We start from the raw sequence: 14,730 nt of genomic DNA on the forward strand, positions 1-14,730 counted from the left end.
TTGAATAAAAAGGAGATGATAACTTGGATACCCTACCTAAGATACTAAAGAGCATGGAACATACAAACTCATCTGAAAATACGGCTAAAGAATACGAGAGCTTGGTACAGCAAGAAGATGAACACATAGAGAGACTTAAAACCTGCACAAAGCTCATTTGGGATGCGTTAGCTATCATTTCTCAAAAGGCAAGCGTACTGCACATGGAAACCGTCAAAGAAGCAGCAGACCATCTTCATATCATGGAACTGGATTTACGAAGAGAACTGTTTAAAGTTCGTTTGAAAAAAAGTATTTTGGCAAACAAAATGAAGCAAACCCAAGCATAGCAGCGAAGGGGACGGAATTGTTCTGAAGAAGCGGAGCGTTCGCCTTTGAACCTGGATTTTACCGTTAAAATATAATCAAAAAAGTCTGGGGGCAACAGCGATCGGAAGAATGATCCGTGCACGTAGCGACCTTAGATGCACGTACTTGCTCAACCCAACCAGTAATCACGCAACTCAAGCTAACCCGACATGACCCTTCACGGTCTGATCGGGTTTTCTCATTTCAATCCCTCCATCCCCGCGCATAAATCTTCACGCTCCTTCAAACACCGTCACCCAGATAGTTACACCCACTCCCACATCATGTATAGTAAAGTTATGGGAAATAAACATGAACCCGCATATGTTCTTGATTACTTAAACGTACAATATGAAACATGGCAAAAACGAGGAGGAACGTGATGATACATCCAACACAGATTCAGGATATGCTGCAAGCTGCGCTGGAGACGGGCGGAGATTTTGCAGAGGTGTTCGTCGAGGACCGCACCAATGGGCAACTGGGCATGACTGGGGGCGTCGTGGATACGGCGCTGTCAGGCCGGGATTTCGGGATTGGCATTCGGATTATGAAGGAGCATTTCTCGGTGTATGCTTACACCAGCGATATGAGCGAACAGAGCCTGATCCGACTGGCCAAATCGGCTGCTAAGGCTATTCGTGGCGGTGGAGCGCCAGGTACACACACGATTACACTCCATCCCCATGCGATCCCTAACCAACATCCGATTGCGATCATTCCTGACGGTTCACAGAAACGCGCCAAGATCGACATGATGAGACGGGCGCATGAGGCGGCAAGCCAATACGATCCTTCCATCACGCAAACCTCTGTTGGGATTAGCAACTCGATCCAGAACGTATTAATCGCCAATAGCAACGGGCTGCTGGTGGAGGATACCCGTACGTATACACGCATGAGAATAAGCGCGATTGCGACGGATGGGGAGCATAGACAATCCGGGTTCCGTGGGCCGGGAGCGTATGCAGGGACGGAATTCCTGGAGAATTTGAATATCGAAGGAAATGCCAGACACGCTGCTCGCATTGCGTCTACGATGGTGAAAGCGGGATATGCGCCTAGCGGTAGACTGCCTGTCGTGATTGAAAATGGCTTCGGCGGCGTTCTTTTCCACGAGGCGTGTGGGCATGGGCTGGAATCTACGGCGGTGGCGCATGGAACTTCCGTGTTTGCCAATAAGATCGGACAGCAGGTGGCTTCACCGCTCGTTACAGCTATAGATGATGGAACAATTCCGAATGCGTGGGGCTCGCTCAATATCGATGATGAAGGAGCGCCGACACAGCGCAACGTATTGATCGAGAACGGCATTTTAAAAGGATATCTGGTCGACCGCATGGGCTCGCGCCAGATGGGTGTACCTGCGACGGGATCAGGACGAAGACAGTCCTATAAATTTGCGCCTGCATCCCGTATGAACAATACGTTCATTGCGAATGGCGAGTCTACCCGTGAAGAGATCATTGCCAATACAGAGTACGGGATCTATGCCAAATCGCTGGGCGGTGGTTCGGTGAACACCTCGACGAGCGAGTTTAATTTTGCAGTCGAAGAGGCGTACATGATTCGCAACGGTAAAATTGCCGAGCCGGTCAAAGGCGCAACGCTGATCGGCAAAGGCATTGAAACCCTGCAAAATATTGATATGGTCGGCAACAATCTGGATCATGGTCAGGGGATGTGCGGCTCGGTCAGTGGAAGTCTTCCGGTCAACTGCGGACAACCGACGATTCGTGTATCCGAAATGACCGTCGGCGGACGAAAGGGGGAATAGGCAATGAATATTCAGCAATTTCAGGAAGCGTTGTTCGCGAAAGGTCGGGAAATGGGCTACGCGGATATGGAAATCTACTATGTAAATGGACGTTCTACCTCGGTAAAGGTACTGAAGGGAGAAATTGACCAATATACCATCGTTGAAAATGGCGGACTTTCCTTCCGTGGCGTCATTAACGGAAAAATGGGCTATGCCTCTACGGAGAAGCTGGAACCAGATGTGATCGACTTTTTATTGGAAGAAGCACGTAGCAACGCGGATATATTGGAGAGCGAGGAGCAGGATGAGCTGTTTGTAGGCTCTGAGAGCTACCCTAAGCAGCCTGCTTATGCCTCAACGCTTGTCGACACAGCTCCTGAGATTCTGATCGAAGCGGCGCTGGAAATGGAGCGTACAGCGCTTGCCGCAGATCCACGAATCGTGATGGCTCGACATTGCTCGGTCAGCGTTCGTGAGAATGAGGTCCTGATTGTGAATACCAAAGGACTGCATTGTCATCGTCACAAAAGTCTGGCGACCGCTTATGTATATGTGATTGCAGCAGATCATGGCGAGACGGTTACCGGGGGCTGGCATGATTATTCGCTGCGGAGCGTGGAGGAGATCGATATTGCGGATGTGGCGCATAAAGCTGTGAAAGAGGCTGTTTCCAAGCTGGGGGCGCACACGATCCAATCGGATAACTATCCGGTCATTTTCCGTCATGATGCAGCCGCGCAATTGCTGGCTGCGTACACGTCGGTATTTTCTGCGGAGTCGGTGGATAAAGGCTTTTCACGCTTGGCTGGGAAGCTGGGGCAAAAGGTGGCAAGCGAACATATCACGCTGATTGATGATCCGCTAATGGAGAACGTTCCGGCAGGCAGCACGTTTGATGCGGAAGGCAGTGCGACACGCCGCAACGAGATCATCAAGGCTGGCGAATTGCGGACGTATTTCCATAACCGCAAGACGGCCCGCAAGGCCGGGGTACAGAGTACCTCTCATGCTTCCAAAGGCAGCTATAACGGTAAAATTGGGGTGTCGTATCATAATCTGTACGTGGCGCCAGGCACGTGTACATTGGAGGAGATGATTCGCAAGACGGACCGCGGGTTGATGATCGTCGAGCTGCAAGGGCTGCATGCGGGTACCAATACGGCGTCCGGTAATTTTTCGCTGGCTTGTCTGGGATACTGGATTGAGCAGGGGCAGGTGGTCAGAGCGGTCAATCAGATTACCGTATCAGGCAACTTCTTTGATGTACTACAGCAGGTAGAGGAAGTTGGCAACGATTTGCATTTTACAGGAAGCTGCACATCTCCTTCGCTCAAGCTGGCTGCACTTTCGATTTCAGGCTCCTAATGGCTGGAGCAGCCTTCTTTTTTCAGACTTACGACCTGTTCCTGACGTTCTGATTGTCTAGCAATGACAGATGCCTGATGCATCGGGGTATGGTAAAGTAGGAGAAAGTCTTTAAAATATGAAAAAAAGGCTTGGTTACAGCACCGCGACAGGGTATTATAGACAATAATATATTCGAAAAAAGGTTCGAATTGAATTTTTATTGGGGGATGTATATGAGATATATAAGCACTAGAGGTCGCGTAGAAGCCAAGGGATTTATTGATACTGTGCTCATGGGGTTAGCTGACGATGGAGGACTAATGGTGCCGGAGCAGATTCCGACCGTGTCGGCAGCTACGCTGGAGCAATGGGCGACATTGAGCTACAGAGAGCTGCTGCTGGAAGTTTTTGCGCTGTATATCAATGATGAGATTCCTCGCGAAGATTTGGAACAGCTGGTGGAGCGCAGTTATGTAAGCTTCCGTCATCCGGAAGTTACGCCAGTGAAGAAGATCAACGATTCCCTGTCTATTTTGGAGCTGTTCCATGGGCCTACGTTTGCGTTTAAGGATGTGGCGCTGCAATTTATGGGTGAATTTTATTCCTATGTGTCCAAAAAGCAGAATGAGATTATTCATATTTTGGGTGCAACCTCGGGCGATACGGGAGCAGCAGCGATTCAAGGCGTGCGTGGCAAGGAAGGCATCAAAATCTGTATTTTGCATCCGCATCAAAAAGTGAGCAAGGTACAAGAGCTACAAATGACGACAGTAGACGATGAGAACGTGCTGAATCTATCTGTAAAAGGGAACTTTGACGATTGTCAAAAAGTAATTAAGGACCTGTTTGCAGATTTGGACTTCAAAGCCAAACATCATCTGCGGGCGATTAATTCGATTAACTTTGTGCGTATTTTGGCGCAGACGGTATATTACTTCTATGCTTATTTCCGGGCGCAGGAGTCTGCGGGTACGAAGAAAATCAATGTCAGCGTGCCATCCGGCAACTTTGGCAATATCTTTTCCGGCTTTCTTGCGAAGAAAATGGGTCTACCCATCCATAAGCTGATCATTGCCACGAACGAAAATAATATTTTGGAGCGCTTCGTGAAGACAGGCGAATACCAGCCGGGCGATTTCAAAAGCACATACAGTCCTTCCATGGACATTCAGGTGGCAAGTAATTTCGAAAGATACCTGTACTACTTCCTCGGAGAGGATGCAGCCAAGGTATCTGAATACATGAATAACCTCAAAACAGAGGGACGGATTGTGATCGGTGCAGAAGATTTGCAGCGTGTCCAGCAGGATTTTGAAGCGCTGGGTGCTTCGAATGAGCAGTGTCTGGAGCTGATCAAAAAGTACAAAGCTGAATACGATTATTTGCTTGATCCGCATACGGCTTGCGGTATTGCCGCGTATGAGGCGTATAATGGCGCGGACGAAGTCTGTGTGACCTTTGCGACAGCACATCCGGCCAAATTCGATGAGGCGATCCGTCTGGTGGACATTAAGCAAGAGTTCCCGGCGCAAATTGAACAATTGTTCTCCAAGCCGCAACACCAGCAGGTGGTAGAGCATGACGAGGCCGAAATTGTACGTCAGCTTGAAGCCTTTTATGTGTAACAGAATATTTCCGTAATGGTGAGTTGTTACATTCTTACGGATGGGAAAGAGGCTGCGCCCTGAGCGCTAGCCTCCTTTTTTATATCCATATTTTCCAGATATGATGTATGTTTTAGTTTCAATTTGTTCACATTATAATGCCACATAGAGTAAGGTGTTAGAGCCTTAGAAATCGTGAAAAAAGCCCGTAAATCAAGGGATTTGGCTTTAGGAATATAACAGGCAGTGGTAGGTTCATAGAGTTATTTAATGAAGGATACAAAAATCTTTTATAGGGAAATTGGATGTATTTATATAAAAAATCATGTATAGTTAACTAAATTTTATGAATACATAAAGTTCCACTCTCGAAGGTGCAGAATAAAAGTCATTCCGTCATTTAACAGAGGGGCTAATTATAAAAGGGGTGTATTAAATAATGACCATGATCCGTCCAGAGCAGAGTCAACAAGCAGCAGCCGAATATGTGCAGTCCGTTTTTGAGAAGGTTATCGCGCGCAATCCTCATGAGAATGAATTCCATCAGGCCGTCAAAGAAATTTTGGATTCGCTAATTCCGGTATTGGCTAAGCATCCTAAGTATATGCAGCAGGGGCTTTTGGAACGGCTGGTGGAGCCAGAACGTGTCATTACCTTCCGTGTACCTTGGGTAGACGATGCAGGCAATGTACAGGTCAACCGTGGCTTCCGCGTACAGTTTAACAGTGCGATTGGTCCTTATAAAGGTGGACTTCGCTTCCATCCATCTGTGTACCTGGGTATCGTCAAATTTTTGGGCTTTGAGCAAATTTTCAAAAATGCGTTGACGGGTCTTCCAATCGGTGGTGGCAAAGGCGGTTCGGATTTTGACCCCAAAGGTAAATCAGATAACGAAGTGATGCGTTTTACACAAAGCTTCATGACGGAGCTGTATAAATATATCGGCCCAGATGCCGACGTTCCGGCAGGGGATATTGGTGTAGGTGGCCGTGAGATCGGATACATGTTCGGGCAATACAAGCGGATTCGCGGAGGACATGAAGGCGGCGTCCTGACAGGTAAAGGGATTCATTACGGAGGTAGTCTCACACGAACAGAAGCGACTGGATACGGTTGTGTGTATTTTGTAAACGAGATGCTGCAAGCTCAAGGTTTGTCCTTTGAAGGACAACGTGTTGTTGTGTCAGGCTCTGGCAACGTATCCATTTATGCGATTGAAAAAGCACAGCAACTCGGTGCTACAGTCGTGGCATGTAGTGACTCGAATGGTTATATCTATGATCCAGACGGTATTGATCTCAAGCTGGTGAAGCAGCTTAAAGAAGTGAATCGTCTGCGGATTAGCGAGTATACGAAAGAGCGTCCAGGCGCAATCTATACAGAAGGCTGCTCTGGAATCTGGTCAATCCCATGCGACATCGCACTGCCATGTGCGACACAGAATGAAATCGACGAGCAAGCAGCACAGTTGCTGGTAAGTAATGGCGTAAAAGCTATCGGTGAAGGTGCGAATATGCCGTCCTCGCTACAGGCCATTGAAGTATTTTTGGAGAACGGAGTTCTGTTTGGACCAGCCAAAGCTGCCAATGCAGGTGGAGTAGCGGTTTCGGCGCTCGAAATGTCGCAGAACAGCATGCGCCTGTCATGGACCTTTGAGGAAGTGGATGCCAAGCTGCATGATATTATGAAAAATATCTATGCTAACAGCGTGAAGGCGGCTGAGGAATACGGCGTGCCAGGCAATCTGGTGGTCGGAGCGAACATCGCCGGATTTGTGCGTGTGGCTGATGCTATGCTGTCTCACGGAATTATCTAACTCAACGTCACAATTCCTTTTCTCCATTGTACAATGATTGAATAACCTAGCTAATAAAAGCAAAATTGAAGCTGAGCGGCTCCGTGTGAGTCGCTCAGCTTTTATTTGGCATGAGGCACTTTATTTTTCTCAGGGACTTGATTTATTGCTAAAGAGGATGTATATTACTTGATAGATCAATAATTGATGGATCAAAGGTTGGATCACAAGGCCCAGCGATATGCTAAAGGGAGGAGAGATTGATATCACCCAGACACCATCCGAGGCTGATTATATTTTTGATATGTTGCTGCTACTGAACAAGCAGATTAGCTCCAAGTTCGAGCGGTGTGCAGGAGTCAGCGCATCCAGATTGCAGCTATTATGCAAGCTGTATCAAGTGGAGGAGATTAGTCAAACGCTGCTGCAAAAAGAGGTTGGCATTGACGCTGCAGCCGTTACGCGTCATTTGAAGCAACTGGAAGCGACAGGAATGGTCACACGACGCACGAAGCCAGAGGACAACAGGGTTACCTTGGTAAGCCTAACCGATTATGGGCGTGCGCGTATTGTCATCTTTAAGCAGGAGCGCTCGCAGTTTGTAGCTCAGCTGCTACAGAGCTTCGACGAGACCCAGCGGCAGCAGCTAGCTGATATGCTGCAAGTGATGAATAGTCATATATCCAGTATGGACTGACAACATTGTAATTTTACATTTACCCACAGAGGAACAAAGGAGAGATTGGAATGAGTAATACGAATACATCCAATATTGTAAAAACGAATGATTTTAAAGAAATCGCATTGGGACGCCGTTCGGTAAAAGTATACGATCCGTCCGTGAAGATCAGCCGCGAGGAAATGACAGAGATTTTGACAGAAGCTACACGCGCACCATCTTCCATTAATCTGCAACCTTGGCGTTTCCTTGTGATTGACAGCCCAGAAGGTAAAGCAACTCTGGCACCATTGGCTCGTTTCAACCAACGTCAAGTGGAGACATCTTCTGCTGTAATCGCTGTGTTTGGGGATCTGAACAACTTTGATAATTTCGAACAAATCTTTGGAGAAGCTGTAGAACTGGGCTATATGCCACAAGACATTAAAGAAATGCAACAGGAAAAAGTAACAGCCCATTTTGCTGCCCTTGATCCCGTTGTGAACAGAGAAACAGTTCTGATCGACGGTGGTTTGGTATCTATGCAGCTTATGCTGGTGGCACGCGCTCATGGCTACGATACCAACGCTATCGGTGGTTATGAAAAGGATCAAATTGCCGAGGCCTTTGGTATGGACAAAGATCGTTATGTTCCTGTTATGCTCATTTCGATGGGTAAAGGAATCAACGAGGGGCACCCGTCCACACGTTTGCCGATTGATCAAATTGCACAGTGGAAATAAGTTAAGTTATATCTATACGCGACATAAAAAAACAGGCGGAGCAAAGGACATCCTTTGCTCCGCCTGTTTTTAGTTTGCCGGATGTAACGCTGATTCGGGAATTGATGACGTCCTTTAGTCTTAGGGTGATCCTTGACCTATATTCGCATCTGGTGTCTGTCCAGAGTCAGCAGTGTCATACTGAGGTGGATGATCACGCTTGGGCCATATAATCTGGTGAGAAGTATGGCTAAGCTCCTCATAAAATAACGGTGCTTTCTTGAACAGGCGTATGACCAGATGGAGAAAGAACCATCCGTTCAACACCAATAGCACAAGACCGATCAGCACACTTACCCAAGGGGACACTTGAGACCGCAGCACAGGTCCACCCAGTACGTAATTCAGTCCAAAATACAACCAGTACAAGAGACTGTACCGCTTGATGAGCTCCCACAGGGAAACTCGTTTTCCTCTCCCTGTAAGATGAATACGTACCAGCCATTTCCCTGGAGTCCGTCCATTCGTCAGGTAAGGAACCACCATAAAGTATATCCCGCTGGAAATCCAGAAAGCAGCAGATACATGCAGGGACTCCATCATGCCGAGTAACCCTGTCCAAAGGATAGAATCCACTAAGAAGGCTACTCCTCGTCTCGTATAGGACACCCGTTTGGTTGTAATGTCCACATGCTTGTCCAGATGCTCCAAGCGGGGAAGAAAGCGTGAAAACCATTCGCCGAGCAGAAAGCCCAGCATACCGCCCAAAGTATTGGCCATCAGATCGTCCACGTCAAATACACGATACGCATGGTCAAAAAATCCATACAATCCTGTCAGCTGTGTCACCTCAAAGAAGAGAGACAAGGCGAAGGACAGAATCAGACACCAGCCCCATCGTGCACGGAAGTAATAACGTAAGAACATACCGAAAGGCATGGTCATCATTACGTTAAAAACCACTTGCAGAAAAGCACGCTCCTTCAGCAGATGCAAATAACTGGAAGGATGAGCAGGTGAAACGGATGTTTCTCTTATGATGTCTTGCACGAACTGCAAGGGCATCCACTGCAAAGCTCCCCCGGCCAAAGCTGCATTATGACGCGATGCCGGAAGCGGTAGTATGACTAAAAAGAAGGCGTTCATCAAGTATAAAAGCATCAAGTAAAGCAGCCACGCTCTAGCCTTGTGAATATAGCCATGTCTGCGATATTGCACGATAAGGAACGGAAGTGTAAACAATAACGCAGCAACAGGGAAGGCCAGAAAAGCATATGAAACGGGAAACAGATAAGATTGAATCATGAGCTGTTTAAGCCTGCTTTCTCCGGAACTTCACCAAAGACCAGATGACCAAAAATGCCATGAAAGCCACGCATACGCTGATGCTAATCCGATTTTGCGGGTCAATCAAGAACAGGAAGGCAATGACCCATAGGCATCCGACCGTAACCGCCGTCACATAAGGAAATCCCCATATCTTGAAGGTAGGCTCCACTGGATAAGATTTGCGCAGTTTCAATTGGGACAGGCAGATGCAGCTCCAGACGAGCAGCACGACAAAGCCAGGTACAGCCATTAAAATACGGAACAGCCCGTCCTGAGCGACGTATGCGACCATGGAGCCAACAATCAGGATGACCGCGCACAGTTTGAGACTGTTCACCGGAACTCCATTTGAAGACAGGCGAGCGAGTGACTTGGGACCTTCTCCATTAATCGCCAGCGAATGGAGCATGCGTGTAGCCCCGTAAATTCCCGAATTGGCGGCTGACAGTACAGCAGTGATCAGAATAAAGTTCATGACATGAGCTGAGCCTTGAAGCCCTACAGAAGACAATACCTGTACAAACGGGCTGGTACTTGCATCCAGTTGGTTCCAGGGAATCAAGCCACAAATAATGAGAATAGGCAGCGTATAGAACAAAACAACGCGAAGAATAAAGCTTTTAACCACTTTAGGCAGTACCTTTTCTGGATTTTCAGTCTCCGTCAACGTCAATCCGATCAGCTCAGACCCTCCGTAAGAAAAGGTAACGACCAGCAATGCCGAAAAGATTGCCAGCCAGCCATTGGGGAAAAACCCGCCGTGCTGAGCGTAGTTGCTTAAATAAGGTGGAGTTTCAGTGGGGATAATCCCAAACAGTATACAGCCACCCAAGGCAATGAAGATAATAATCATGGCAATTTTAATGCCTGCCAGCCAAAATTCCAGCTCCCCTAAACCGCCGACACTCAGCATGTTGACGACAATAATGAAAGCCGCACTCGCTAAACTGAGGAGCCATAGAGGGACATCTGGCAGCCAATATTGCAGGAAGCTTCCCGCGGCAATGACCTCAATGACACAGACAGCCAGCCACATGAAGCAATACAACCAGCCGATAATAAAAGAAAGTCGTTCTCCAAAAGCCTTGCGAATAAAATCCTTCATATTCATGTTGGGGTAGACGGTAGCCATCTCGGCAATCGCACCCATAACGACCAAGAGCAGCAGTCCTGCGAAGACATAGGATAAAATAACTCCAGGTCCTGCCAAGCTAATCGTTTCGGTGCTACCCTTAAAAATACCCGTCCCGATGACTCCACCCATAGCCATAAAGGTAATATGCCGTGGTCGAAGCTTTTTGTGTAAAGTTGCTTCATTTGATTTCAATATGAAATCCTCCTTCATCATAGTGTACAGCTTCAGCATAGCCCAAGCAGGGTTACTTCAATTAGACTTATACTACATGAAAATATCCAATTAGGAAATGAAAGAAATAGGATCTGGTAGGGAGATTAAAATAGATAGAGGAAAAAATGTAGAAACAGAGGCAGAATGATATTGTTGACGATTGTTGTAATATCGATATCATTCTGTCTTTATGTTATATTCACCTTGTTTCGCGCGGGAATAATTGTTTCATGGTAGCCAAAGTAAAGGATGATATATAATGAGGTTGGTTTGGAAAAAAGTATGAATTTATGAAGCGGAGGCTTTGATACGTGAAGCAGGATCGGCAAAAGCAGACAGGTTCTCAATCCGGGATGAGCAAGGGGCATGAAGCTGATGAACTGAACAAGCTGCTGTCCGTATGGCTTCATTCGTCGATCCGTGTCATGGATGTCCGGCACATTCGATTGGAAGCGGAAGAGCTGGTTCAATTATATCGTCTCCCAGCGCATGCCTTTGTGTTTATGCTACAGGGTAGCGTGCGCTTGGCTGATGATTGGAAAGATGCATCCCACTCAGGCTATGTACTGCATGTCAGCAAAGGTTTTGACCTGAATATCAAGCCTTCATCATGCGGGATCGAATATATTCTTGTACTATATAAAGCAACTTCTTTATCAGGACGCACAGTTTATCATCAACCTTCGGCAGCTTATGGTTTCATACCGCCCTATCCGGCTATACTATATCAAAAGCTGCAGCTACTGGCGAACACATGGCAGGATCAAGAGGCGTTATCCAAAGTTCAGGCGCAGGGTCGATTCTATGATTTTGCATATGAATGTATGCGCCAATCGCAGGAACCGCAGGCTCGGACCTCCACGCGGGATGTCGTGGCACAGGCAATTCGATTTATGCAGGCTCATTATGCGGAGTCCATCACGCTGGAACGTCTGGCCGGCTTATTGGAATGTAGTCCGCGACACCTGACCCGGTTATTTAAAAAACAAACGGATAGTAGCCCGATTACGTACTTGATTCAATTACGGATGGACAAGGCGAAGGAGCTTTTACGGAAGACGGATGCCACTTTGCAGGATATTGCTGTGAGTGTGGGGTATTCAGATGTCTATTTCTTTAGCCGGGCATTCAAAAAATATACTGGCGTATCCCCGGTTCATTATCGGGACAGCTTATATTCATCTGCTTTTGTTAGTGATATGCGTCTGGATAATCCATCAAGCCTGTCTGAATGTTCCATTGATTCAACAGGTGGTGCCCTGCATACTGGTATTGAGGATAATAATCATTATCAAAACCATGACGAAGGGATTTTACAAATGAATAGAAACACAAAGCATTCCATGGCATTTATTGTATTGCTTAGTTTTACCTTGCTGCTGAGCGCGTGCTCAGGCGCATCCAGTCCTGCGGCAACCGATGGCGCTGCGCAAGGGAACAATAATACATCAGCAGAATCAGCATCACAGGAAAGGGTACTGAAGGACGCACTTGGGCATGAGGTGAAGGTTCCGGCTCAGCCTCAGCGTGTGCTCGCTTCTTATCTGGAGGATCATCTGGTGGCGTTGGGTGTTAAACCGGTAGCCCAATGGTCGGTGGGTAAAAATTCAGTTCAAGCTTACCTGCAAAAAGAACTGAAAGATGTTCCTGCCATCGCTTCAGATCTTCCGTTCGAGGCGGTTCTGAACTTCAAGCCTGACTTGATCATTATGGACAGTGCTAGCATGGTGGAAGGCGACAAATATGATCAATACTCCAAAATTGCTCCAACCTACGTTGTGGGCAGTAATATGAATAATGATTGGCGCCAAGAGCTGCTGACCGTGGGTGAGGTGCTGAATAAGAGCAGTGAAGCGAAGCAGGCATTAAGCAATTACGACAAAAAAGCAGCAGAGGCGAAAGCCAAGCTCAGTCAGACGGTAGGACAAAAAACGGCTGCGGCATTGTGGGTAACGGATAAAAACGTATATGTGGTGAACCAGAATTTATCCAGCGGTGATGTATTGTACAAGGATTTGGGATTCAAGATTCCACAGGTCGTACAGGAAATTTCCAAAACAGCCAAGGCGAACTGGAGCAACTTATCGCTGGAAAAATTGGCTGAGCTGAACGCTGATTATATCTTTATCGTGAACAGCAAAAATGTGAGCAAGGATGAGATTATTAAAGATCCAGTCTGGGCAGGAATTCCGGCAGTCAAAGAAGGCCATGTATACGACTTTGGCAAGGATTCCAGCTGGCTGTATACAGGTACAATTGCAAACAGTCAAATGATTGATGATGTTCTGAAAAATGTAATGAAATAATGTAACTCAATCATCTAGATTATAATAAAACAGCGCTATTCTTACTTCACGGCAGAGACCATAGTAGGAGAGCGCTGTTTTGTCTTTTCATTTACATGGACGCTTGCCGTGCAACCTGGTTTTATAATAAAAGATGCCTGCACAGGGCAGACATCTATTTTTTCGATATTAGGCTTTCGGAGATACCAGGATTTTAACCTGATTTTTTTCTTTCAGGAGACCTTCAAAACCTTGCTCGATTACTTCTTCGAGCTTAATACGTTTGGTCACAAGCTTGTCAGCAGGGAAATACCCTTTTTCCATCAAGCTGATGACAGCCGGGAATACATCGCGGTAGCCGATAATACCAGTCAGATTGCGTTCCTTCATAACGATATTGTTCGGTTTAATCGGAGCTTCTTTTTCAAAAATGCTGACGATCATGATTTGTCCGCTAATTTTAGTGGATTCAATAGCTTGAGTCAGCACAGGAGGTACTCCAGTGACTTCATAGGCTACATCTACGCCACCGTTAGTCCGTTTGTGCAGCTCTTCCACAACATCATAAGTTTTAGGATCAAGCACAATAGCACCCAGCTCTTCAGCTTTAGCTTTACGCTCCTCGGAAAGCTCTACTGCATAAATCTCAGATGCGCCCGAAGCTTTCAACGCTTCAATAACCAGCAATCCGATAGGACCAGCGCCAAACACGACAGCTTTGTCGCCGACTTTCAGTTGGCTTTGACGTACAGCATACAAAGCAACGGCCGAAGGCTCTACCAAAGCGCCTTGCTCGAAAGATACGCTTTCTGGAATTTTGTGAACCATGTGCTCGTCAGCTGCGACATATTCAGAAAATCCACCGCCGCCGCCTGCCAAACCGAGGAAGCCCATTTTATCGCAAAGGTTATATTTGCCTTGTCTACATGCATCACATTCTCCACATGCAAAAACCGGTTCTACGACTACACGGTCGCCAACCTGAATTTTAGTTACACCTTCACCGATTTCAACGACTTGTCCAGAAAATTCATGTCCCATCACAATCGGAGCTTTTTCGCCGGTCAGTGGATGCTGAGCGTTTTCAGGAATGAAGATCGGTCCTGCTACATATTCGTGAAGATCGCTTCCGCAAATGCCACACCATTCTACTTTGATTTTTACTTTTCCTGGAAGGGCAGCGGGTTGCTCAATGTTTTCCAAACGTAAATCTTTTACTCCATGCCATCTCAATGCTTGCATGTCTTGTCATCTCCTTGATGAATATATGATCATTGCTGCTATAAAAGTGAATGAATAAGGAAACGTTTCCGAAAAATAATATGTCACAATTTTTACACATTGTCAAACCAAATTAATGCAAAAAGCACTTGATTTTTTTGTGAATATAATCACTTGTGACTATGGCGCTATATTTGACTTGTTGCTCTGTACAAAAGAGTTTTTATGAATTATTCAGGTGAGGAAGAGACTAGAAGAAAACGAATTCAATTTTTAGAGACTCATTCTGTGGTATAATATCTATATTAGAGAGT

The 14,730-nt window shown here is 46.5% G+C and carries 11 protein-coding genes; 8 read left to right on the plus strand and 3 right to left on the minus strand.

Annotated elements, in window-relative coordinates; translation table 11 throughout:
- Nucleotides 1-23: 23 nt before the first annotated feature.
- The 7 genes from HFE01_RS12545 (at nt 24) to HFE01_RS12575 (ending at nt 8,254) form a co-directional block, all read left to right on the plus strand.
- Nucleotides 24-329: a hypothetical protein gene (locus HFE01_RS12545; RefSeq protein WP_243208185.1), complete on the plus strand. Its 306-nt coding sequence runs from the start codon at nt 24-26 to the stop codon at nt 327-329.
- Nucleotides 330-730: 401 nt separating this feature from the next.
- Nucleotides 731-2,125, plus strand: a complete 1,395-nt coding sequence (locus HFE01_RS12550) for a TldD/PmbA family protein (RefSeq protein ID WP_019688220.1) — start codon at nt 731-733, stop codon at nt 2,123-2,125.
- A 3-nt stretch (nt 2,126-2,128) separates the two neighbouring features.
- Nucleotides 2,129-3,472, plus strand: coding sequence for a TldD/PmbA family protein (locus HFE01_RS12555; protein ID WP_167438677.1), 1,344 nt, complete (start codon nt 2,129-2,131; stop codon nt 3,470-3,472).
- Between the two features lie 215 nt (nt 3,473-3,687).
- Entirely contained in the window at nt 3,688-5,079 is a 1,392-nt protein-coding gene (gene thrC, locus HFE01_RS12560; protein WP_044787745.1) for a threonine synthase, read from the plus strand.
- Nucleotides 5,080-5,497: 418 nt separating this feature from the next.
- Nucleotides 5,498-6,874 (plus strand): NADP-specific glutamate dehydrogenase, encoded by a 1,377-nt coding sequence (gdhA, locus tag HFE01_RS12565; protein WP_019688217.1) that lies wholly within the window; start codon nt 5,498-5,500, stop codon nt 6,872-6,874.
- A 283-nt stretch (nt 6,875-7,157) separates the two neighbouring features.
- Nucleotides 7,158-7,550, plus strand: coding sequence for a MarR family winged helix-turn-helix transcriptional regulator (locus HFE01_RS12570; RefSeq protein ID WP_026065410.1), 393 nt, complete (start codon nt 7,158-7,160; stop codon nt 7,548-7,550).
- Nucleotides 7,551-7,600: 50 nt separating this feature from the next.
- Entirely contained in the window at nt 7,601-8,254 is a 654-nt protein-coding gene (locus tag HFE01_RS12575; protein WP_016821829.1) for a nitroreductase family protein, read from the plus strand.
- A gap of 120 nt (nt 8,255-8,374) precedes the next feature.
- On the opposite strand, the gene HFE01_RS12580 is transcribed toward HFE01_RS12575, so the two are convergent.
- Nucleotides 8,375-9,538: a VanZ family protein gene (locus tag HFE01_RS12580; RefSeq protein WP_044787744.1), complete on the minus strand. Its 1,164-nt coding sequence runs from the start codon at nt 9,536-9,538 to the stop codon at nt 8,375-8,377.
- Nucleotides 9,539-9,545: 7 nt separating this feature from the next.
- The gene (locus tag HFE01_RS12585; protein ID WP_016821827.1) at nt 9,546-10,889 is read right to left on the minus strand and encodes an amino acid permease; all 1,344 of its coding nucleotides are present in this window, start codon (nt 10,887-10,889) and stop codon (nt 9,546-9,548) included.
- 332 nt (nt 10,890-11,221) lie between these two features.
- On the opposite strand from HFE01_RS12585, the gene HFE01_RS12590 reads away from it, so the two are divergent.
- Nucleotides 11,222-13,216, plus strand: a complete 1,995-nt coding sequence (locus HFE01_RS12590; RefSeq protein ID WP_080902335.1) for an AraC family transcriptional regulator — start codon at nt 11,222-11,224, stop codon at nt 13,214-13,216.
- Between the two features lie 168 nt (nt 13,217-13,384).
- Here the strand turns inward: HFE01_RS12590 and HFE01_RS12595 are convergent, their stop codons facing one another.
- On the minus strand, nt 13,385-14,437 hold the full coding sequence (locus HFE01_RS12595; RefSeq protein ID WP_016821825.1) for a 2,3-butanediol dehydrogenase: 1,053 nt from the start codon (nt 14,435-14,437) through the stop codon (nt 13,385-13,387).
- Nucleotides 14,438-14,730 lie beyond the last annotated feature (293 nt).

Origin of the sequence: Paenibacillus sp. EKM10P (genome assembly GCF_011800655.1) — a bacterium.
In the GTDB taxonomy this organism is placed as follows: domain Bacteria; phylum Bacillota; class Bacilli; order Paenibacillales; family Paenibacillaceae; genus Paenibacillus; species Paenibacillus polymyxa.

What these genes read in the sequence shown, in the direction of transcription:
- HFE01_RS12575 (WP_016821829.1), top strand. Translation starts at nt 7,601, where the DNA reads ATGAGTAATACGAATACATCCAATATTGTAAAAACGAATGATTTTAAA.
- thrC (WP_044787745.1), top strand. Translation starts at nt 3,688, where the DNA reads ATGAGATATATAAGCACTAGAGGTCGCGTAGAAGCCAAGGGATTTATT.
- HFE01_RS12580 (WP_044787744.1), bottom strand. Translation starts at nt 9,538, where the DNA reads ATGATTCAATCTTATCTGTTTCCCGTTTCATATGCTTTTCTGGCCTTC.
- HFE01_RS12550 (WP_019688220.1), top strand. Translation starts at nt 731, where the DNA reads ATGATACATCCAACACAGATTCAGGATATGCTGCAAGCTGCGCTGGAG.
- gdhA (WP_019688217.1), top strand. Translation starts at nt 5,498, where the DNA reads ATGACCATGATCCGTCCAGAGCAGAGTCAACAAGCAGCAGCCGAATAT.
- HFE01_RS12570 (WP_026065410.1), top strand. Translation starts at nt 7,158, where the DNA reads ATGTTGCTGCTACTGAACAAGCAGATTAGCTCCAAGTTCGAGCGGTGT.
- HFE01_RS12595 (WP_016821825.1), bottom strand. Translation starts at nt 14,437, where the DNA reads ATGCAAGCATTGAGATGGCATGGAGTAAAAGATTTACGTTTGGAAAAC.
- HFE01_RS12555 (WP_167438677.1), top strand. Translation starts at nt 2,129, where the DNA reads ATGAATATTCAGCAATTTCAGGAAGCGTTGTTCGCGAAAGGTCGGGAA.